The organism is Rhodobacter maritimus, from assembly GCF_058747975.1.
Window position 1 is genome coordinate 2,422,537 of sequence record NZ_CM179095.1, and the last position, 20,028, is coordinate 2,442,564.

Annotated in this window: 16 protein-coding genes and 2 tRNA genes; 10 read left to right on the forward strand and 8 right to left on the reverse strand. The window is 66.0% G+C overall.

Translation table 11 applies throughout. From position 1 onward, the window contains the following. Positions 1–55: 55 nt before the first annotated feature. From glyS to AC4PTO_RS12335, 3 genes are read right to left on the reverse strand one after another with little or no spacing between them, the layout of a single operon-like run. Positions 56–2,227: a glycine--tRNA ligase subunit beta gene (gene glyS / locus AC4PTO_RS12325; RefSeq protein WP_492728874.1), complete on the reverse strand. Its 2,172-nt coding sequence runs from the start codon at positions 2,225–2,227 to the stop codon at positions 56–58. A 1-nt stretch (position 2,228) separates the two neighbouring features. Continuing rightward, complete coding sequence (locus AC4PTO_RS12330) at positions 2,229–2,705, reverse strand: DUF6446 family protein (RefSeq protein WP_492728875.1); 477 nt, start codon at positions 2,703–2,705, stop codon at positions 2,229–2,231. Beyond that, positions 2,702–3,625, reverse strand: coding sequence for a glycine--tRNA ligase subunit alpha (locus AC4PTO_RS12335; protein ID WP_492728876.1), 924 nt, complete (start codon positions 3,623–3,625; stop codon positions 2,702–2,704). The genes AC4PTO_RS12330 and AC4PTO_RS12335 overlap by 4 nt, the downstream gene beginning before the upstream one ends. A 198-nt stretch (positions 3,626–3,823) precedes the next feature. On the opposite strand from AC4PTO_RS12335, the gene AC4PTO_RS12340 reads away from it, so the two are divergent. Then, a complete protein-coding gene (locus AC4PTO_RS12340) occupies positions 3,824–5,650 on the forward strand; it encodes a peptidoglycan-binding protein (protein WP_492728877.1) in 1,827 nt (608 codons plus the stop codon). 37 nt (positions 5,651–5,687) lie between these two features. Here AC4PTO_RS12340 and AC4PTO_RS12345 read toward each other — a convergent pair whose 3' ends face one another. Next, positions 5,688–7,136 carry a TrkH family potassium uptake protein gene (locus AC4PTO_RS12345; RefSeq protein ID WP_492728879.1) on the reverse strand — a complete coding sequence of 483 codons (1,449 nt, stop codon included), beginning with the start codon at positions 7,134–7,136 and terminating at the stop codon, positions 5,688–5,690. Positions 7,137–7,319: 183 nt separating this feature from the next. On the opposite strand from AC4PTO_RS12345, the gene AC4PTO_RS12350 reads away from it, so the two are divergent. The 3 genes from AC4PTO_RS12350 (at position 7,320) to AC4PTO_RS12360 (ending at position 11,068) form a co-directional block, all read left to right on the forward strand. Further along, positions 7,320–10,754 (forward strand): pyruvate carboxylase, encoded by a 3,435-nt coding sequence (locus AC4PTO_RS12350; RefSeq protein ID WP_492728880.1) that lies wholly within the window; start codon positions 7,320–7,322, stop codon positions 10,752–10,754. A 144-nt stretch (positions 10,755–10,898) separates the two neighbouring features. After that, positions 10,899–10,973: transfer RNA gene (locus AC4PTO_RS12355), tRNA-Gly, on the forward strand. A gap of 20 nt (positions 10,974–10,993) precedes the next feature. Next, positions 10,994–11,068, forward strand: a tRNA-Gly gene (locus AC4PTO_RS12360). Between the two features lie 55 nt (positions 11,069–11,123). Here AC4PTO_RS12360 and AC4PTO_RS12365 read toward each other — a convergent pair. Then, on the reverse strand, positions 11,124–12,800 hold the full coding sequence (locus AC4PTO_RS12365) for a BCCT family transporter (protein WP_492728881.1): 1,677 nt from the start codon (positions 12,798–12,800) through the stop codon (positions 11,124–11,126). Between the two features lie 216 nt (positions 12,801–13,016). Between AC4PTO_RS12365 and hisB the strand changes: the two genes are divergently transcribed. Together hisB and hisH are read left to right on the forward strand one after the other, a co-directional pair. Further along, on the forward strand, positions 13,017–13,604 hold the full coding sequence (hisB, locus tag AC4PTO_RS12370; protein ID WP_492728882.1) for an imidazoleglycerol-phosphate dehydratase HisB: 588 nt from the start codon (positions 13,017–13,019) through the stop codon (positions 13,602–13,604). Continuing rightward, positions 13,604–14,242: an imidazole glycerol phosphate synthase subunit HisH gene (gene hisH, locus AC4PTO_RS12375; RefSeq protein WP_492728884.1), complete on the forward strand. Its 639-nt coding sequence runs from the start codon at positions 13,604–13,606 to the stop codon at positions 14,240–14,242. The genes hisB and hisH overlap by 1 nt, the downstream gene beginning before the upstream one ends. A gap of 48 nt (positions 14,243–14,290) precedes the next feature. On the opposite strand, the gene AC4PTO_RS12380 is transcribed toward hisH, so the two are convergent. Further along, on the reverse strand, positions 14,291–14,674 hold the full coding sequence (locus AC4PTO_RS12380) for a DUF2147 domain-containing protein (RefSeq protein WP_492728886.1): 384 nt from the start codon (positions 14,672–14,674) through the stop codon (positions 14,291–14,293). 130 nt (positions 14,675–14,804) lie between these two features. Here AC4PTO_RS12380 and hisA point away from each other — a divergent pair, with 130 nt between their 5' ends. The 3 genes from hisA (at position 14,805) to AC4PTO_RS12395 (ending at position 16,772) form a co-directional block, all read left to right on the forward strand. Then, positions 14,805–15,524 (forward strand): 1-(5-phosphoribosyl)-5-[(5-phosphoribosylamino)methylideneamino]imidazole-4-carboxamide isomerase, encoded by a 720-nt coding sequence (hisA, locus tag AC4PTO_RS12385; protein ID WP_492728887.1) that lies wholly within the window; start codon positions 14,805–14,807, stop codon positions 15,522–15,524. A gap of 178 nt (positions 15,525–15,702) precedes the next feature. Beyond that, positions 15,703–16,464 (forward strand): imidazole glycerol phosphate synthase subunit HisF, encoded by a 762-nt coding sequence (gene hisF / locus AC4PTO_RS12390; protein WP_492728889.1) that lies wholly within the window; start codon positions 15,703–15,705, stop codon positions 16,462–16,464. Next, entirely contained in the window at positions 16,461–16,772 is a 312-nt protein-coding gene (locus AC4PTO_RS12395) for a phosphoribosyl-ATP diphosphatase (RefSeq protein WP_492728891.1), read from the forward strand. Before hisF ends, AC4PTO_RS12395 begins: the two co-directional genes overlap by 4 nt. A 15-nt stretch (positions 16,773–16,787) precedes the next feature. Here AC4PTO_RS12395 and AC4PTO_RS12400 read toward each other — a convergent pair whose 3' ends face one another. Further along, on the reverse strand, positions 16,788–17,741 hold the full coding sequence (locus tag AC4PTO_RS12400; RefSeq protein WP_492728893.1) for a LysR family transcriptional regulator: 954 nt from the start codon (positions 17,739–17,741) through the stop codon (positions 16,788–16,790). Between the two features lie 223 nt (positions 17,742–17,964). On the opposite strand from AC4PTO_RS12400, the gene AC4PTO_RS12405 reads away from it, so the two are divergent. Beyond that, positions 17,965–19,332 (forward strand): aminotransferase, encoded by a 1,368-nt coding sequence (locus AC4PTO_RS12405; protein WP_492728895.1) that lies wholly within the window; start codon positions 17,965–17,967, stop codon positions 19,330–19,332. Between the two features lie 84 nt (positions 19,333–19,416). On the opposite strand, the gene phaR is transcribed toward AC4PTO_RS12405, so the two are convergent. Then, positions 19,417–19,977, reverse strand: a complete 561-nt coding sequence (phaR, locus tag AC4PTO_RS12410) for a polyhydroxyalkanoate synthesis repressor PhaR (RefSeq protein ID WP_492728897.1) — start codon at positions 19,975–19,977, stop codon at positions 19,417–19,419. Between the last annotated feature and the right edge of the window lie 51 nt (positions 19,978–20,028).

Sequence of the window (20,028 nt, forward strand, 5' to 3'; positions counted from 1 at the left end):
CATAGGGCGAAAGCGATTCGCCGCAAGCGCTACCTTTGCCCGCGTCCCTCGCCGCTCAGCCCTCGATCCGCGTCAGATCGGCGACCGAAAGGCAGATCTGGCGGATCCGCGAAAGCAGATTGAGCCGGTTGCGCCGCACCACCTGATTGTCCGCGTTCACCTGAACCGCCTCGAAGAACGCGTCGATCGGCGCGCGCAGGGCGGCCATCGCTCCCATCGCGGCGGAGAAATCCTCGGCCTGCATGGCGGGCGCGATCGCGGCCTCGGCGGTGTCGAGCGCGGCAAACAGCGCGCGCTCCTCGTCGCTTTCGGCGAATTTCGGATCGGCGCCATAGCTGTATTCGACCCCGTCCTTTTCCTCGGCCTGGGTCAGGATGTTGTTGGCGCGCCGGAAGCCCTGGATCAGGTTCCCGCCATCCTCGGTCCCAAGGAAGGCCGAAAGCGCCTCGGCCCGCTTGACCAGAAGCGTGAGGTCATCATTGCCCGGCATGGCGAGACAGGCGTCGATCACGTCATGGCGGATGCCCTGATCGCGGAGATGGACCTTGAGGCGGTCATGGAAGAAGGACAGGAGGTCGAGCAATACAGTAGGAACCTGCCGCCCATCAACATTTGTCGTGACAATCGCGCTCGCCACTAGCGAAATCCCAAGCGCCTCTCGCGCCTCGCCCAAACGGCGATCATGCTCTTGACGATGAACCAGTTGAAAATGCTCAAGCAACAACTTGATCAGTCCGATCCGCAGCCCATTCCCCAACACCAGCCGGATCACCCCCAGCGCCGCCCGGCGGAGCGCGAAGGGGTCCTTGCTTCCCGTCGGCTTTTCGTCGATCGCCCAGAACCCGGTCAGCGTGTCGATCTTGTCGGCCAGCGCGACGGCGACCGAGACCGGCTCGGAGGGCACGTCGTCCGAGGGGCCAAGGGGCGAGTAATGCGCCTTGCAGGCATGCGCCACCGCCTCGGGCAGGCCCGCGGCGCGGGCGTAATAGCTGCCCATCAGGCCCTGAAGCTCGGGGAATTCGCCCACCATGGCCGAGCGCAGGTCGGATTTCACCACGCGCGCCGCCTCGGCCGCAAGATCGGGCTGGGCGCCGACCAGCGGCGCGATCTCGCGCGCGAGCGCCTCGATGCGCCGGATGCGGTCGGCCTGCGAGCCCAGCTTGTTGTGGAAGGTGACATCGGCCAGCCCCGCGCCCATGCCTTCAAGCCCCTCGGCGCGCACGGTGCGCAGGTCGTTCTCCCAGAAGAACCTGGCATCCGACAGCCGCGCCGACAGCACTTTGAGATTGCCCTGCAGGATCGTCGCGCCGTGATCGGCGGTTTCGCGGTTGGCCACGGTCACGAAGCCCTCGATCCGGCCGGTCTTCGGGTTGCGGACCGAGAAGAATTTCTGATGCTCTTTCATCGAGGTCTGAAGCACCTCGGGCGGCAGTTCCAGAAACGCGGGGGCGATGTCGCCCATCAGCACCACGGGCCATTCGACCAGCCCCGCGACCTCGGCCAGAAGGCCCCGGTCCTCGACCAGTTCCAGCCCGCGCGCGAAGGCCATGTTCTGCGCGTCGTGCCAGATATGTTCCTCGCGCTCGGCGCTGTCCAGAATGACGCGGGCGGCCTTCAGCCTGGCGCGGTAGTCGTCAAAGCTGCTGACGGCGAAGCGGCCCGGCGCCATGAAACGGTGCCCCTCGGTCGTGTTGCCCGCCACGATGCCGTCGACCTCAAGCGCCACGACCTCGGCCCCGGCCTCGGAACTGAGCAGGCACAGGATCGAATGCAGAGGGCGCACCCAGCGCAGGCTGCCCGCCCCCCAGCGCATGGATTTCGGCCAGGGAAAGTTGCGGATCGCGCTTTCCAGCACCTCGGCCACGATCTCGGGCGCGCGGCGGCCCGGCTTTTCGATCACCGCGAAATAGACCTGGCCCTTCTTGTCGTCCCGCCGCTCAAGCTGATCGAGATCAAGGCCGGTCGCGCGCAGAAAGCCCTGCACCGCGGCATCGGGGGCGCCGACAGCGGGGCCCTTGCGCTCCTCGCGCAGCGTGGGGCTTTCGTCCGACAGCCCCTCGATTGTCAGGCACAGCCGGCGCGGCGTCGAAAACGCGCCCGCGCTTTTGTAATGCAGCCCGGCCGCGACCAGCCCGTCGGTCACAAGACGGCGCAGGTCCTCGCGCGCGCGGGCCTGCATGCGGGCGGGGATTTCCTCGGAGAAAAGCTCGATCAGCAGGTCGGACATGTCACTTCTCCGCATTCTCGTTGAGTTGGTGCCAGGCATAGGCCCGGCCATCGGGATAGACCGCCACCACGCGGTCGATACCGGGGCGGATCTCGTGTTCGGACAGGAAGGCGATGGCCGCGCCGCTTTCCAGATCGGCGCCGATCGTCGCGGCGTCGAAGCAGTCGAACCAGCCCGGCGCGTTCAGCGGCGTTGCGTGGTCATAGACGGCGAAGGTCTCGGACAGCATCGCCAGCGACAGGGGCGTCGAGAAACAGCCGCGGAACCGCAGCGGAGAGCTGTCCGCGTCGATCCCCGAAAACCCTTCGGTCAGGATCGGTTCGGGCCGGCCGGTCGTAACCGAGGTCAGCCGGATCTCGGCCGCGGGGGCCGAGGCGGGCAGCGGTTCGTAATAGCCGTAGACCTGCATATACCAGACCGCGGCGCCGGCGATGAGGGCGCTCAGCACGATGGCACCTCCGACGAACTTGCCATTCACGCCGCTGCCCCACCCGCTTCGGTCTGCACGAAGGCATCCGCGCATTTCTTCGCAAGCGCGCGCACCCGCCCGATATAGGCCTGCCGTTCCGTCACCGAGATGACGCCGCGCGCATCGAGAAGGTTGAACAGATGGCTGGCCTTGATGCACTGATCATAGGCCGGATGCGCCATCACGATGCGCCGCCCGGCCGCGTCGGTTTCGGGCGCGGCAAGGATGCGTTCGCATTCTGCCTCGGCATCCTCGAAATGCGTCAGCAGCATGTCGGTATCAGCCTGGTCAAAGTTCCAGCGGCTGTATTCCTGCTCGGTCTGGCGGAACACGTCGCCGTATTTCAGTGCGATCGGGGCATCCGGATCGTTGAAGGGCATGTCCATCACATGGTCGATGCCCAGCACATACATCGCAAGGCGTTCAAGCCCGTAGGTCAGCTCTCCCGAGACGGGCTTGCAGTCATGCCCGCCGACCTGCTGGAAATAGGTGAACTGCGACACTTCCATGCCGTCGCACCACACCTCCCAGCCCAGCCCCCAGGCGCCGAGCGTGGGCGATTCCCAGTCATCCTCGACGAAGCGGATGTCGTGCAGCGCCAGGTCGATGCCGATGGCCTCGAGGCTGCCCAGATAAAGCGCCTGAAGATCGGGCGGCGAGGGTTTGATGAGAACCTGATACTGGTAGTAATGCTGCAACCGGTTCGGGTTTTCGCCATAGCGCCCGTCGGTCGGGCGGCGCGAGGGCTGCACATAGGCCGCGGCCCAGGGCTTCTGGCCAAGCGCGCGCAGGGTGGTCGCGGGATGGAAGGTGCCGGCGCCGACCTCCATGTCATAGGGCTGCAACACCGCGCATCCCTTCGAGGCCCAGTAGGACATCAGGCGCAGGATGATTTCCTGGAACGAGCGCGGAGCGGCGGGCTTGGACATGGGGCACCTCGGATGAGAAAGCGCCCTCTCCCTAGACAAGGCACCGGCAAGGGTCAACGGGGGCGCGGGGGGCGGGGGCGCGGAATCGGGCACGCAAGGGTGAATTCGGCAGGCGCATTTTGGGGTGACGCGGGCGCTGGTCCTGCTAATTTGCCCCGCAGGGCACCGCGAACAGGTGCGACAACATGGGATTGAGGTATGAGTGGTTTTGTCAGAGCGGTCTGTGTGACGATGGGGCTTGGCCTGTCGGTGGCTGGCCTGTCGGGGGCCGCACTGGCCGAGGCGTGGGTGCAGATCGAGGCCCAGCCCTCGCTGAGCGGCGCCGAGGCGCGCGCGCGCGACTGGGCGGGCACCTTCCCCGACGTCTCGGGCTATGCGATGTCGACGGGCTGGTATGCGATCAGCCTTGGCCCCTTCGCCACCGAAGACGAGGCGCAGGGCCGGTTGCGGCTCTTGCTGGGCGAACGGCTGATCCCGCGCGACAGCTATGTCTCGGACGGCGGCAATTACCGCCAGCAGTTCTGGCCCGTCGGAGCGGCGCTTGGCACCGGCACGGCCGTCACGCCGGACGGCGCGGCGGCGCTTGGGGCCGGCTCGTCCGCTGCCCAGCCCGTCATTCCGGCCGAGCCGATCCCCCCGGCGGCCACCGAGCCCCCGCCCGAGATCGCGGCCGCGCCCGTCACGCCGCCGCCCCCGCCGGTCGAGACGCTGGCCGATTCCCGCCGCCTTGAAGCCGCGCTGAGCCGCGAGGAACGGCAGGAAATCCAGACCGCGCTGCAATGGCAGGGCTATTACAACAGCGCGATCGACGGCGCCTTCGGGCGCGGTACGCGCGGCTCGATCGTAGCCTGGCAAACCGCCAACGGGTTCGAGCCGACCGGGGTTCTGGCCTCGGACCAGCAGGCCGCACTTCTGGCCGCCTATCGCGGCGAGCGCGACGCCATCGGCCTTGCCCCGATCGAAGAGGAAAAGGCCGGCATCGCGGTCGAGCTGCCCCTGGGCCTTGTGGAATTCGACCATTACGACGCGCCTTTCGTGCATTACCGCGAAAAGAACGGCTCGGGCGTGCGGGTTCTGCTGATTTCCCAGCAGGGCGACCAGAACACGCTTTTCGGGCTTTACGACGTGATGCAGACGCTTGAGATCGTGCCGCTTGAAGGGGAACGCGCGCGCGATCGCAACGGCTTCCGGCTCAGCGGGCAGAACGAGCGGGTCCATTCCTACACCGAGGTGAAGCTGCAAGGCGGCCTCATCAAGGGCTTTACCCTGGTCTATCCGCCGGCCGAGGCGGAACGGATGGCGCGGGTGCAGGCGGCGATGCAGGCCAGCTTCCGCCCGGTGGGGGCGCATGCGCTGGACGATACGCTTGGCAAGCCGCTGGAGGTGGCAAAAAGCGATCTTCTGGCGGGTCTGGACGTGCGCCGCCCCGAATTCGCCCATTCCGGATTCTATGTCGATGCCAGCGGCAATGTCTTGACCGCCGAGCGCGGGCTGGAGGCCTGCGGGCGCGTGACCGTCGACGGCCAGCAGGTCGACCTGTCCTATGTGAACAAGGATCTGGGCATCGCGGTGCTGACCCCGCGCAGCACCCTTGCACCCTCGACCGTGGCCGAGTTCCGCACCGCGCCCGCGCGCACGGGAACCGAGATTGCGGTGGCGGGCTATTCCTATCCCGACGCGCTTTCGGCGCCGGTGCTGACCTTCGGCACGCTGTCGGACACGACCGGCCTGATGGGCGAAGCCGGGCAGGCGCGGCTGACCGCCAGCACGCTTGACGGCGACGTGGGCGGCCCGGTTCTCGACGGTTCCGGCTCGGTCATCGGGCTGCTGCTGCCGCGCGACGGGGGCGACGGCAAGCTTTTGCCCGCGGATCTTTCGCTGGCCGTGCAGGTGGATGCGATGACCCCCGCCCTGGCCGAGAACGGCTTTGTCCCGCAGGCCTCGGCCCGCAGCGGAACGCTTCCGCCCGAGGATCTGGCCAAGCTCGCGCGTCAGATGACCGTGCAGGTTTCCTGCTGGCAATAGGGCCTGCCCGTCCGGCGCGGCCCCCCGCGGGGCCGCGTCACTCGCGCCAGAAGCGCGGCAAAAGCAGCACCAGAACCGACAGAAGCTCCAGCCGGCCAAGGAACATTCCCAGGATCATCAGCCACTTGGCCGGTTCCGGAAAGGCGTTGATCGAGCCGGTGGGCGAAACCTCGGGCCCCCAGGCGGGCCCGACATTGGCAATCGCGGTCCAGGCGGCGGTCATCGCGGTCTGCGTCTCGAGGCCGGTCAGCGACAGCCCCACGATCAGCAGCCCGAATGTCAGGATGAAGAACGAAAAAAACGACACGACCGAATTCACGACCTCTTCGGGGATCTGGCGGTGATCGAAGCGCACCGGCTCGACCCGGTGGGGGCTGTGCAGGCGGCGGATCTGCGTCTTGATCGCCTCGAACAGGATCAGGTAGCGAAACACCTTGACCGAACACCCGGTCGAGGCCGTGCAGCCCCCGATCAGCCCCACGATGATCAGCACCACGAAGGCCATGTGCCCCCATTTCGTGATGTCCTCTGACGCATAGCCCGTGCCCGTGAAGGTGGACACCACGTTGAAGGTGACCTCGCGCAGGGTGGGAAGCAGGCTCGCCTCGTGCCGGATCATCCGGTAGGCCACGATCATCAGGATCGCATAAAGGTTCCAGCGCAGGAAGGCGCGCACCTGCGGGTCACGCCAAAGCGGCGCCACATGGCCCTGCGTCAGCTGGATGAACCGGATGAACGGCATCGCCGCCAGCAGCATGAACACCGAAGAGGCGTATTCCGGCGCGCCCTTGTAGACCCCGAAGCTGGCATTGTAGTTGGAAAACCCGCCGGTGCTCATCGTGGTCAGCGCATGCACGACGGCATCGAAGGCGGTCATGCCCAGGGCCGCGTAAACCGTGGCGCACAGCACCGTCAGCCCGACATAGATGCGGATCATCTGGGTCGAGATGTCCATCGCGCGCGGCAGGATCTTGCCCAGCGTGTCGAACCCTTCCGAGCGGAAATACTGCATCCCGCCGACCTTCATCACCGGCAGGAAGATCATCGCCACGATGACGATGCCAAGCCCGCCCAGCCATTGCAGGATCGCGCGCCACAGGTTGGTGCCCCAGGGCAGCACGTCCAGGTCGGGAAAGGCGGTGGTGCCCGTCGTGGTCATGCCCGACATCGCCTCGAAATAGGCATCGGTGAAACTGACGCCGGGCGCGCCGATCATGAAGGGCAGAGATCCGAAGAAGGGCAGCGCCAGCCACACCCCCGAGGTCAGGATGAAGCTTTGCTGCAAGGTCAGTGTCTTGCGCAGCGCGTTCTGCGAGGCCATCGCCAGAAGCGCGCCCGAAATGATGGTGATGATCGCGGATTCGAGGAAGGCGCGCCAATGCTCGTCCCCGCGATGGAAATCGAGCGCCATCGGTATCAGCATCGCCACGCCGAGAACCGAGATCAGAAGACCAATGATGTAACCCACCGGGCGCAAGTCGATCATGCGCCTTGCTTGCCCCTGTCGGTTCGGACCTGTCAAGGGCAAGCCGCGTCGGCGGCCGCTTGTGCCGAATTCCGCGTCACTCCCCGAAGCGGTGCAAGAATTTGTTACAATCGGTCGGTTTCCGCCTTGCGCCGCGCCGCAGCGTCGCTACCGTTCGCGCACACAGTCCGGGGAGGGTGTCTGATGTTTCGCAAGATCCTGATTGCAAACCGTGGCGAAATCGCGATCCGCGTGATGCGCGCGGCAAACGAGCTGGGCAAGAAGACGGTCGCCGTCTATGCCGAGGAAGACAAGCTTGGCCTGCACCGCTTCAAGGCCGACGAGGCCTATCGCATCGGCGAAGGCCTGAGCCCCGTCGGCGCCTATCTCAGCATCCCCGAGATCATCCGCGTGGCCAGGGAATCTGGCGCGGATGCGATCCATCCGGGCTATGGGCTTCTGTCGGAAAACCCCGATTTCGTCGAGGCCTGCGCCCAGGCCGGGATCACCTTCATCGGCCCAAAGGCCGAAACCATGCGCGCGCTTGGCGACAAGGCCTCGGCGCGGCGCGTGGCGATCGCGGCGGGCGTTCCCGTCATCCCCGCAACCGAGGTCTTGGGCGAGGATTTCGACGCGATCAAGGCCGAGGCCGCCGAAATCGGCTATCCGCTTATGCTCAAGGCAAGCTGGGGCGGCGGCGGGCGCGGCATGCGCCCGATCATGGGCGAGGGTGAGCTGGTCGAGAAGGTCCGAGAGGGCCGGCGCGAGGCCGAGGCGGCATTCGGCAATGGCGAGGGCTATCTGGAAAAGATGATCCTGCGCGCGCGCCATGTCGAGGTGCAGCTTCTGGGCGACACGCATGGCGGGCTTTATCACCTTTATGAACGCGACTGCACCGTGCAGCGCCGCAACCAGAAGGTCGTGGAACGCGCCCCCGCCCCCTACCTGACCGAGGCCCAGCGCGCCGAGGTCTGCGAACTGGCGCTGAAGATCGGCCGCGCGGTCGGTTATCAGAACGCGGGTACGGTCGAATTCCTGATGGATATGGACAGCCAGCAGTTCTATTTCATCGAGGTCAATCCGCGCGTCCAGGTGGAACATACCGTCACCGAGGAAGTGACCGGCATCGACATCGTGCAGGCCCAGATCCGCATCGCCGAAGGCGCCACCCTGGCCGAAGCCACGGGTATCACGGACCAAAGGGGGGTGACGCTTTCGGGGCATGCGCTGCAATGCCGCGTCACCACCGAAGATCCGCAGAACAACTTCATCCCCGATTACGGCCGCATCACCGCCTATCGCTCGGCCACGGGGATGGGGATCCGGCTGGATGGCGGCACCGCCTATGCGGGTGGCGTCATCACGCGCTACTATGACTCGCTTCTGGTCAAGGTCACGGCCTGGGCGCAGACCCCCGAGCAGGCGATCAGCCGCATGGACCGCGCCTTGCGCGAATTCCGCGTGCGCGGCGTCAGCACCAATATCGAATTCGTCATCAACCTGCTGAAACATCCGACATTTCTGGATTACAGCTATACGACGAAATTCATCGACACCACGCCCGACCTGTTCCAGTTCCGCAAGCGCCGCGACCGGGCGACCAAGATCCTGACCTATGTCGCCGACATCACCGTCAACGGCCACCCCGAGACCGCCGGGCGCCCCCGCCCCCCGGCCGAGGCGCGCCAGCCCCGCCCGCCCGCGCCGAAACACCCGGTGGCACCGGGTACACGCGACCTGCTGGTGTCCAAGGGCCCGCAGGCGGTGGCCGACTGGATGGCGGCGCAGACGAAGCTTCTGATCACCGACACCACGATGCGCGACGGGCACCAGTCGCTTCTGGCCACCCGCATGCGCTCGATCGACATGATCGGGGCGGCACCGGCCTATGCGGCGAACCTGCCGGGTCTTTTCTCGGTCGAATGCTGGGGGGGCGCCACCTTCGACGTGGCCTACCGCTTCTTGCAGGAATGCCCCTGGCAGCGGCTGCGCGACATCCGCAAGGCCATGCCCAATGTCATGACGCAGATGCTGCTGCGGGCCTCGAACGGGGTGGGCTACACCAACTATCCCGACAATGTGGTGCAGTTCTTCGTCAGGCGCGCCGCCGAAACCGGCGTGGACGTGTTTCGGGTGTTCGACAGCCTGAACTGGGTCGAGAACATGCGCGTGGCGATGGATGCCGTGGTCGAGGCCGGCAAGGTCTGCGAAGGCACGATCTGCTATACCGGCGACATCCTCGATCCCGACCGCGCGAAATACGACCTGAACTATTACGTCGCCATGGGCAAGGAGCTGAAGGCCGCGGGCGCGCATGTGCTGGGCCTGAAGGACATGGCGGGCCTTCTGAAACCGGCCGCCGCGCGCGCGCTCATCGGCGCGCTCAGGCAAGAGGTCGGCCTGCCGATCCACTTCCACACCCATGACACAAGCGGGGTTGCCGGCGCCACGGTCCTGGCCGCCGCCGATGCGGGCGTGGACGCGGTCGATGCGGCGATGGACGCGTTCTCGGGCGGCACCTCGCAGCCCTGCCTCGGCTCGATCGTCGAGGCCCTGCGCCATACCGAGCGCGACACCGGCCTCGATGTCGGCGCGATCCGCGAGATCTCGAACTACTGGGAGGCCGTGCGCCACCAGTATCGCGCCTTCGAGTCGGGCCTAGAGGCGCCCGCCTCAGAGGTCTATCTGCACGAGATGCCGGGCGGCCAGTTCACCAACCTCAAGGCGCAGGCGCGCAGCCTTGGCCTTGAGGAACGCTGGCACGAGGTGGCGCAGGCCTATGCCGATGCGAACCGCATCTTCGGCGATATCGTGAAGGTCACACCCTCGTCCAAGGTGGTGGGCGACATGGCGCTGATGATGGTCGCGCAGGGGCTGAGCCGGGAACAGGTCGAGGATCCGGCGGTCGACGTGGCCTTCCCCGACTCGGTCGTCGACATGCTGCGCGGCAATCTCGGCCAGCCGCCGGGCGGTTGGCCCGAAGGCATCACGCGCAAGGTGCTCAAGGACGAGAAACCCTCGACCGAGCGTCCGGGCCGGCACCTGCCCGCCGTTGACCTGGAGGCGACCCGCGCGAAGCTCTCGGCCGAGCTGAACGGCTTTGCCGTGGATGATGAGGATCTTGCGGGCTATCTCATGTATCCCAAGGTCTTCCTCGACTATATGGGTCGCCACCGCATCTATGGTCCGGTGCGCACGCTGCCCACCCCGGTCTTCTTCTACGGTATGCAGCCCGCGGACGAGTTCTCGGCCGAGATCGACCCCGGCAAGACGCTGGAGATCCGGTTGCAGGCGGTTGGCGAAACCGGCGATGACGGCAACGTCAAGGTGTTCTTCGAACTGAACGGCCAGCCGCGCGTGGTGCGCGTGCCCAACCGTGCCGCGAAGGCCGCCACCGCCGCAAAGCCCAAGGCCGAGGAAGGCAACCCCAACCATATCGGGGCCCCCATGCCCGGCGCCGTCGCCTCGCTTGCGGTCGGGAGCGGCCAGAAGGTCAATGCGGGCGATCTGCTGCTGACCATCGAGGCGATGAAGATGGAAACCGGCATCCATGCCGATCGCACCGCCACGATCAAGGCCATCCACGTCGCGGCAGGAAGCCAGATCGACGCCAAGGATCTGCTTATCGAACTGGAATGAATGCGAAACGCCACGGGCCCGCCGGCATGCGGGCCCGCCATGGCGGACCTTCCGGCAAGATCAGGAGAATTCCCCCGGTCAAAGAATTTTTCCCTTGCAGACCGCGCCGAGAGGGCCTAAATCCGCCTCCACCGAACCGGTAGCGCGGGCGTAGCTCAGGGGTAGAGCATAACCTTGCCAAGGTTAGGGTCGTGAGTTCGAATCTCATCGCCCGCTCCAGTTCGGTGGAAGTCAGGAGTGCGGGCGTAGCTCAGGGGTAGAGCATAACCTTGCCAAGGTTAGGGTCGTGAGTTCGAATCTCATCGCCCGCTCCAGACAAAAGGGCGCCGGTTTCGGCGCCCTTTGTCGTTTCATGCCGCCTGGACCGGCTTACTTGATGTGCCGGTATTCGCCCATCAGACCCTTCACGATGGCATAGCATGCCCCCAGAAGGACGATGGTGAAGGGCAGCCCGGTCGACACGGCCATGGCCTGCAACGCCGCCAGCCCGCCGCCCAGCAAAAGGGCGATGGCCACAAGCCCCTCGAACGAGGCCCAGAAGACGCGCTGCGGCGTGGGTGCGTTGACCTTACCCCCTGCCGCGATCGTGTCGATCACCAGCGAGCCCGAGTCCGACGAGGTGACGAAGAACACCACCACCAGCACAATCCCCACAAGCGAGGTGATCCCGGTCAGTGGCATCTCGCCCAGCATGGCGAACAGCTTCAGCTCCAGCGCCGCTTCCTGCACGCCGGTGAAGCCATCGTTCAGAAGCTGCCCGATCGCCGTGCCACCCATGGCCGTCATCCACAGGACCGACAGGATGGTGGGAACGATCAGCACCGCGATCAGGAATTCGCGCACCGTGCGGCCGCGGCTGACGCGGGCGATGAACATGCCCACGAAGGGCGACCAGCTGATCCACCAGGCCCAGTAGAAGGCCGTCCAGCCCGAGGCAAAATTGGCATCCTCGCGCCCAAAGGGCATGGCAAGCGCCGGCAGGTATTCACCATAGGCGACCAGATTGGTGAAAAAGCCGCTCAGGATGTCCAGCGTCGGCCCCACAAGGATCACGAATCCCAGCAGCACCGCCGCCAGTACCATGTTGATCTCGGACAGGCGCTTGACCCCCGCGTCCAGCCCAGCAACCACCGAGGTCAGCGCCATTACGGTGATGAGGATGATCAGAAGCACCAGCGCCGGGCTCGAGGTGGGAAAGCCGAACAGGAAGTTCAGGCCTGCCGCTGCCTGCTGCGCCCCGATCCCGAGCGACGTGGCAAGCCCGAAGATCGTTGCGAGGATCGCCAGAAGGTCCACCAGGTGCCCCGGCCAGCCCCAGATCCGTTCCCCGAAGACCGGGTAGAAGCACGAACGAAGTGTCAGCGGCAGGCCCTTGTTATAGGCGAAAAGCGCAAGGGCAAGCGCCACGACGGCATAGATCGCCCAAGGATGAAGCCCCCAGTGGAAGATCGTCGCAGCCATGCCAAGGCGCGCACTTTCGGCAGCATCGCCCGCGGCCCCGCCAAGCGGCGCCCAGTCGGTCCGCATGCCGTTTTCATCCATGGTCGTACCTGCGAACGCGCTTTCGTAATGGCTCATCGGTTCGCTGACGCCGTAGAACATCAGCCCGATCCCCATGCCCGCGGCGAACAGCATCGCAAACCAGCCGGTGTAATTGTAGTCCGGCCGCGCCTCGGGCCCGCCCAAGCGCACCTTGCCCAGCGGAGAGACGATCAGGACCAGACACAGGATCACGAAGATATTGCCCGACAGCAGGAAGAACCAGTCCAGCCGCGTTGTCAGCCAGTCACGCAGACCGACGAATACGGGCTCCAGTTCGGTCTGGAACGCCATCGTGGCGAAGGTAAAGGCGATGATTGCAAGCGCCGAGATCGGGAAGACCGGGTTGTGGATGTCAAATTCGATCTTCCACGCGGTCGAGGCGATGTTGTGCTGACCGATCTCGTAATCGGTCTCGATCAACTCGGTCGTTCCCTCCGGCTCGGGCAACGCTTCGACTGCTGCGCTTTCCTCTTCTTCGCCGGTTGGGATTTCGGGTTCGGTCATATTGGCCTCCTTCCGTTGTCACATCCGCGCATTCGTGGCGCCGATAGGTCATCTTGAAGGCAATGCTAGGGGACAGACGGCCAGAACTACACCCAATATGACAAAAAAACGACATGAAACGCCGCAGAAAGCCCAACGCACCCGCGATTCCCGCCTCCCCCTTCCCACGCGCAAGCCGCGCGCCTATAACGCGAAAAGTTCGTCAAGGAGCCTCCGATGCGCACCGCAACACTGACCCGCAAAACCGCCGAGACCGAGATCACCGTGACCGTGAACCTCGACGGGACCGGCGTATATGACAACGCGACGGGGGTCGGCTTCTTCGATCACATGCTCGACCAACTGGCCCGCCATTCGCTGATCGACCTGACGGTGCGCGCCACGGGCGATCTGCATATCGACGACCACCACACCGTCGAGGATACGGGCATCGCGCTTGGACAGGCGCTTGTGCAGGCGCTTGGCGACAAGAAGGGCATACAGCGCTACGGCCATTTCGTGCTGGCGATGGACGATGCGCAGATCCGCTGCGCGCTGGACCTTTCGGCCCGGCCGTTCCTGGTGTGGAACGTCGATTTCCCGACGCCGAAGATCGGCAGCTTCGACACCGAACTGGTGCGCGAGTTCTTCCAGGCCCTCTCGACCCATGGCGGGATCACGCTGCACCTGGACCGGGTGCACGGGGTCAACAGCCACCACATTGCCGAGGCTGCCTTCAAGGCGGTCGCGCGCAGCCTGCGCATGGCGGTCGGGACCGACCCGCGCATGGGCTCTGCCCTGCCCTCGACGAAGGGCGCGCTTTGATGCTGACGGCGCTTGTCGATTACGATTCCGGCAACCTGCATTCGGCCGAGAAGGCCTTCCAGCGCATGGCGGCCGAGACCGGCGGCGGCCGGGTCATCGTTACCTCGAACCCCGAGGACGTGGCCCGCGCCGACCGTATTGTGCTGCCCGGCGACGGCGCCTTTCCCGCCTGCCGGCAGGCGCTTGACGGGTTCGGCGGCCTGTTCGAGGCGATCGAAGAGGGCGTGCGCGTGCAGGGCAAGCCCTTCCTGGGGATCTGCGTCGGCATGCAGATGCTGGCAAGCTGGGGGCGCGAATATGCCGATACGCCCGGCTTCGGCTGGATCCCCGGAGAGGTGGTGCGCATCGCGCCCTCGGACCCGGCGCTGAAAGTGCCGCATATGGGCTGGAACGATCTGGTGATCGACCGGAGTCACCCGGTTCTGGACGGGATCGTGACCGGCGATCACGCCTATTTCGTGCATTCCTACCATTTCCGGGCAGAGAATGCCGCGCATCTGCTGGCCCATGCCGAATATGGCGGGCCGATCACCGCGATCGTGGGAGAGGGCAATATCGTCGGAACCCAGTTCCACCCCGAGAAAAGCCAGGCCACGGGGCTGCGGCTGATCGCCAATTTCCTGCGCTGGAAACCATGAAAAAGGGCGCCTCCCGGCGCCCTCTGCGATGCCGTTGCGTGGCCTATCTCACTTGATCTTGGTCCAGTTTTGCTTCGCGCAGATCAACCCGCCCGCAACGCAGCCGGCAAGTTTCATCGCCTTGCCGTTCAGCGCGATCTTGCCAAGATAGGTCTTGCCGTTCGAGGGCCGCCAGACCTTGCCCTCATAAGCGCCGTTGCCTTTCGGCGCCATGTTGGAAACGATCTGCTTGCCCAAGTTGGGGGACTGGTATTCGCCGCCGTCGTTGAACGTCTTGACGATGGTGCCGCAGAAATTCGCCCCGCAGGGCGCGATCTGCACATGGGCATAGGCCCCGTCATCCGGCTGGGTCTGCCACAGCCCCTCGATCGGGTCGGCAAAGGCCGCACCCGATGCCAGGGCGAAGGCGGCGGCCAGAATGGTGGTTTTCATGGTCTCTCCTCCCAAAGAACCTGCCCCATCTGCGCATGCACCCCGATTCCCGGCAAGACTGACGTGGCGTTGCGCGCTTGCTCCGCACCGGCGCACATGGCATGAGGCGGCAAACGAACGGAGCCCCGCCATGATCCTCTACCCCGCAATCGACCTCAAGGACGGCCAGTGCGTGCGCCTTCTGCATGGCGAGATGGACAAGGCCACCGTCTTCGGCGACGACCCCGCCGCCCAGGCCGCCAGGTTCGAGGCCGCCGGCTGCGAATGGGTGCACCTGGTCGACCTGAACGGCGCCTTCGCCGGCCAGCCGGTGAATGCCGCGGCGGTCGAGGCGATCCTTGCGCGCATCACGGTTCCCGCCCAGCTTGGCGGCGGCATCCGCAACATGGCCACCATCGCCGCATGGATCGAGAAGGGCCTCGCACGCGTGATCCTTGGCACCGTCGCGGTGGAAAACCCCGCCCTCGTGCGCGAGGCCGCGCGCGCGTTTCCCGGCAAGGTGGCCGTGGGCATCGACGCACGCGGCGGGCGCGTGGCGACCAAGGGCTGGGCCGAGGAAACCGATGTGATGGTCACCGACCTTGCCCGCAGCTTCGAGGACGCCGGCGTCGCCGCGATCATCTATACCGACATCATGCGCGACGGCGCGATGACCGGCCCCAATATCGAGGCGACCGAGGCGCTTGCCCGCGCCGTGGCGATCCCCGTGATCGCTTCGGGCGGCGTCTCCTCCCTGCCCGACCTGATCGCGCTGCGCGACACCGGCGTGATCGCAGGCGCCATTTCAGGCCGCGCGATCTATGACGGCGCGCTGGATCTGGGCGCCGCACTCGACGCGCTCAAGGGATGATCCCCGGCACGGGGGGCGCTGCCCCCCGCCTGCGGCTCCCCCCGGGATATTTCTTCAAAGGTGAAGGGGGGTTCATCTTCGTGCAAATATCCCGGGGGTGCGGGGGCAGAGCCCCCGTTTCACGGGCTGGTCAGTGCCGGGCGCGCCGGGTATGTAGGTGCCACAAGGAGCCCGCCCCATGTTGAAGACCCGCATCATCCCCTGCCTCGACGTGGCCGATGGCCGCGTGGTCAAGGGCGTCAACTTCGTCAACCTGATCGACGCGGGCGACCCGGTCGAGGCGGCCAAGGCCTATGACGCGGCGGGCGCGGACGAGCTGTGTTTCCTTGACATCCACGCCACCCATGAAAACCGCGGCACGATGTTCGATCTGGTCACGCGCACGGCCGAGCAATGTTTCATGCCGCTGACGGTGGGCGGGGGCGTGCGCACCCAGCACGATGTGCGCGCGCTTTTGCTGGCCGGGGCGGACAAGGTCTCGTTCAACTCGGCCGCCGTTGCCAATCCCGATGTGGTGGCCGATGCCGCCGATCGTTTCGGCAGCCAGTGCATCGTGGTGGCGATCGACGCGAAAACCGTCGCGCCCGGCCGGTGGGAGATCTTCACCCATGGCGGGCGCAAGCCCACCGGAATCGATGCGGTGGAGTTCGCGCGCACGGTCGCGGCCAAGGGCGCGGGCGAGATCCTTCTGACCTCGATGGACCGGGACGGCACGCGCGCGGGCTTCAACCTGCCGCTGACGCGCGCCATCTCGGATGCGGTGAACATTCCGGTCATCGCCTCGGGCGGGGTGGGCACGCTCGATCATCTGGTCGAAGGGGTGACGAAGGGGGGCGCAAGCGCGGTGCTGGCCGCCTCGATCTTCCATTTCGGCGAATACACCATCGGCGAGGCCAAGGCCCACATGGCCGCCGCCGGCATCCCTATGAGGCTGACATGAGCACGCTTGCACGGCTGGCCGATACGATCGCGGCCCGCAAGGACGCCGATCCCGACAGTTCCTGGACGGCGAAACTGTTGGCCAAGGGGCCCGAGAAATGTGCCGAGAAATTCGGTGAGGAGGCCGTCGAGGCGATCATCGAGGCGGTGAAGGGGGATCGCGCGCGCCTGACCTCTGAGGCCGCGGATGTGCTTTATCACCTTCTGGTCATGCTCGCCGCGCGCGATGTGACGCTGGATGCGGTTCTGGCCGAGCTGGACCGGCGCGAAGGCATCTCGGGCATCGCGGAAAAGGCCGCGCGCAAGTAGCGCGAGGGGCCGGGCTCAACCCGGTTCGATCCGCAGCGCATCGGCCAGCCAGGGCGCCTCGGCCAGGGCGGGGACGACGATCCGCTCTGCGACAAGGCCACGCAGGCGGGCCGCGACCTGGGCGGGCATCCCGCCCATCATGCCGGCGCGAGTGAACAGCGCGATGCGGCGCGCCAGCGGCGCGAAGGGCAGCGGCCGCATCTCGACCCCGCCATGGGCGCGGTGGCGCACGCCCGAGGGGGTTAGGATCGCCCAGCCCTGCCCCGCCGCCACCATCGCCAGGATCGAGGGATAGCTGTCCAGTTCGAACCGGTGGCCGGGATGCAGGTCTTCACGCGCCAGATGCGCCGCGATCTGCCGCCCCATCAATGTGCGTTGGCTGTAATGGATCAGCGGCAGGTCAGCTTCTGCCCGCCCCCTTGGCCAGACGGCCACGAAGGGCTCGTGCAGAAGGGGATGGGTCTCGATGCCCTCTGCACGGGCCTCTCCGGTATGCGCGGCAACGATCATGTCCAGCGCGCGCGCCTCAAGCTGGGCGTGCAGGCGGTGGCTGGGCCCGGTTTCCAGCAGGAACCGGCAGGCACGCAGATCCTGCCCCATGCCGCCCAGCAGAAGCGGCGTCACCTCAGCCTCGAAATCCTCGATCATGCCCAGCCGGAAGGAACTGAGCCCGGCGGGATCGGCCAGGCCCACCGTGGCGCGGCCGCGCGCCAGCTCGTCCAGCATCGCGCCGGCATGGGGCAGAAAGGCCTGCCCGGCCTGCGTAAGCGCCATCGGGCGCGCCGAGCGGTCCACCAGTTCCGCGCCCATCGCCGCCTCAAGCGCCGCGATCTGCTGCGACACCGCCGAGGCCGAAACCCCCAGCCGCCGCGCCACGGCCGAGATCGCCCCCTCTTCGGCAAGGGCGACAAAGACCTCGACCGCCCAAAGCGTGACCCGTCCGGCGGCCCGGTCATCCCTGATTGCCATGTTCCGCCCCCTGCCCCTGCCGCGCGCGCAGCCTAGCGCCCCACCCGGCCCCACGCAACGCCCCGCCCCACGCAACGCCCGGCAGATTGCGCGCCGGGAAACGCCCGGCCCGCTGCACTTCGCCCGCCTCCGCAAGGCATTCCGCAGGATGCGGCGCAACAGCCCATTGACGCCGCGAAACGCGCCGATAGCGTGGAGGCGACAACGACCGAGGAGACACATGATGCGGGACCAAAGCCCCAACAGCTGGGAAGCGCGCGCCGACGCATATTCGTTCTACGGCTTCACCGATCTGCCCTCGGTCCATGAACGCGGCACGGTGGTGCTGACCCATGGCCACGGCCCCTATGTCGTCGACACGCAGGGGCGGCAATACCTGGATGCCAATTCGGGCCTTTGGAACATGGTGGCGGGTTTCGATCATCCCGGCCTGATCGCGGCGGCGCAGGCGCAATATGCGCGCTTTCCGGGCTATCACGCCTTTTTCGGCCGCATGTCCGACCAGACGGTGATGCTGTCGGAAAAGCTGATCGAGGTCTCGCCCTTCGAACGCGGCAAGGTGTTCTACACCAACTCGGGCTCGGAGGCGAACGACACCATGGTCAAGATGCTGTGGTTCCTTGGCGGGGCCGAGGGCAAGCCGCAACGGCGCAAGATCCTGACGCGCGGCAATGCCTATCACGGCGTGACCGCGGTTTCCGCAAGCATGACCGGCAAGCCCTATAACAGCGTCTTCGGCCTGCCGCTGCCCGGCTTCATCCACCTGACCTGCCCGCATTACTGGCGCTTTGGCGCCGAGGGCGAAACCGAGGAACAGTTCACCGCCCGCCTTGCCGCCGAGCTGGAGGCCACCATCATCAAGGAAGGCGCCGACACGATCGCGGGCTTCTTCGCCGAGCCGGTGATGGGCGCGGGCGGGGTTATCCCGCCCTCGAAGGGCTATTTCCAGGCGGTGCAGAACGTGCTGCGGAAATACGCCATCCCGCTGATCTCGGACGAGGTGATCTGCGGCTTCGGGCGCACCGGGAACACCTGGGGATGCGAGACCTACGGCTTCACGCCCGATGCGATCATCTCGTCCAAGAACCTCACGGCGGGGTTCTTCCCGATGGGCGCGGTCATCCTTGGCCCGGAACTGTCGGACCGGTTGCAGGCTGCCGCCGAGGCGATCGAGGAATTCCCGCATGGCTTCACCGCCTCGGGGCATCCGGTGGGCTGCGCCATCGCGCTGAAGGCCATCGACGTGGTGATGAACGAGGGCCTGTCGGAGAATGTGCGCCGCCTAGCACCGCGGATGCAGGCCGGCCTGGCCGAGATCGCGCAGAACCCCAATATCGGGGAACTGCGCGGCGTGGGCTACATGTGGGCGCTGGAAGCGGTGAAGGACCGCGCGACGAAAACCCCCTTCGACGGCACGCTGAGCGTTTCCGAACGCATCGCCAATACCTGCACCGACATGGGGCTGATCTGCCGGCCGCTGGGGCAATCCATCGTGCTGTGCCCGCCCTTCATCCTGACCGAGGCGCAGATGGACGAGATGTTCGAAAAGCTCGACCGCGCGTTGAAGAAGGTCTTTACCGAACTGGGCTGAGACGCGCGGCGGAACAAAGCGACAGGGGCGCGGGTCATTCCCCCCGCGCCCCTTTGTCATGTGGCTGCCGCCGCGCGCCTGTGCCTAAAGCTTGGAAAGCTTGGATTGCAGCTCTGCCAGTTGCTTCTTTATCGCCGTCAGTTCGGCCCGGTCGTCGGCCGCGCTCTGGCTGTCGTCCTCTTCGGGTTCGGGCCCCGACGATCCGGTCCAGCCGCTCATCATCTGGCGCAGGAAGGCCTGTTGCTGGCGTTGCAGCACATCGAAGCCCGGCATTGAGGACATCGGGTGCGGGATGGACGAGAAATTCTCCATCATCTTGGACTGCCCCTCGCGCAGCAGCTCGAACGAGGCGGCAAGGAACTGCGGCACAACGCTTTGCGCCTGCGTGGTGTAGCTGCGCACCAGATCGGTCAGCACATCCACCGGAAGGACGTTTTCGCCCCGGCTTTCGTGTTCGGCGATGATCTGAAGCAGGTATTGCCGGGTCAGGTCGTCGCCCGATTTCAGATCGACGATCTTGACCTCGCGGCCTTCGCGGATGAAGCCGGCGATATCCTCCAGCGTAACGTAATCGCTGGTTTCGGTATTGTAGAGACGGCGGCTTGCATAGCGTTTGATCAGCAGCGGTTTTGCGTCATCTGCCATCCTGACCTCCCGTAGTTTGTTTGGCGGCGCAGCAATGATTAAGCCGCGCCG

What these genes read in the sequence shown, in the direction of transcription:
- AC4PTO_RS12380 (WP_492728886.1), bottom strand. Translation starts at nt 14,674, where the DNA reads ATGAAAACCACCATTCTGGCCGCCGCCTTCGCCCTGGCATCGGGTGCG.
- AC4PTO_RS12340 (WP_492728877.1), top strand. Translation starts at nt 3,824, where the DNA reads ATGAGTGGTTTTGTCAGAGCGGTCTGTGTGACGATGGGGCTTGGCCTG.
- AC4PTO_RS12350 (WP_492728880.1), top strand. Translation starts at nt 7,320, where the DNA reads ATGTTTCGCAAGATCCTGATTGCAAACCGTGGCGAAATCGCGATCCGC.
- AC4PTO_RS12400 (WP_492728893.1), bottom strand. Translation starts at nt 17,741, where the DNA reads ATGGCAATCAGGGATGACCGGGCCGCCGGACGGGTCACGCTTTGGGCG.
- hisF (WP_492728889.1), top strand. Translation starts at nt 15,703, where the DNA reads ATGTTGAAGACCCGCATCATCCCCTGCCTCGACGTGGCCGATGGCCGC.
- hisA (WP_492728887.1), top strand. Translation starts at nt 14,805, where the DNA reads ATGATCCTCTACCCCGCAATCGACCTCAAGGACGGCCAGTGCGTGCGC.
- AC4PTO_RS12345 (WP_492728879.1), bottom strand. Translation starts at nt 7,136, where the DNA reads ATGATCGACTTGCGCCCGGTGGGTTACATCATTGGTCTTCTGATCTCG.
- hisB (WP_492728882.1), top strand. Translation starts at nt 13,017, where the DNA reads ATGCGCACCGCAACACTGACCCGCAAAACCGCCGAGACCGAGATCACC.
- hisH (WP_492728884.1), top strand. Translation starts at nt 13,604, where the DNA reads ATGCTGACGGCGCTTGTCGATTACGATTCCGGCAACCTGCATTCGGCC.
- AC4PTO_RS12405 (WP_492728895.1), top strand. Translation starts at nt 17,965, where the DNA reads ATGCGGGACCAAAGCCCCAACAGCTGGGAAGCGCGCGCCGACGCATAT.
- AC4PTO_RS12395 (WP_492728891.1), top strand. Translation starts at nt 16,461, where the DNA reads ATGAGCACGCTTGCACGGCTGGCCGATACGATCGCGGCCCGCAAGGAC.
- AC4PTO_RS12335 (WP_492728876.1), bottom strand. Translation starts at nt 3,625, where the DNA reads ATGTCCAAGCCCGCCGCTCCGCGCTCGTTCCAGGAAATCATCCTGCGC.
- glyS (WP_492728874.1), bottom strand. Translation starts at nt 2,227, where the DNA reads ATGTCCGACCTGCTGATCGAGCTTTTCTCCGAGGAAATCCCCGCCCGC.
- phaR (WP_492728897.1), bottom strand. Translation starts at nt 19,977, where the DNA reads ATGGCAGATGACGCAAAACCGCTGCTGATCAAACGCTATGCAAGCCGC.
- AC4PTO_RS12365 (WP_492728881.1), bottom strand. Translation starts at nt 12,800, where the DNA reads ATGACCGAACCCGAAATCCCAACCGGCGAAGAAGAGGAAAGCGCAGCA.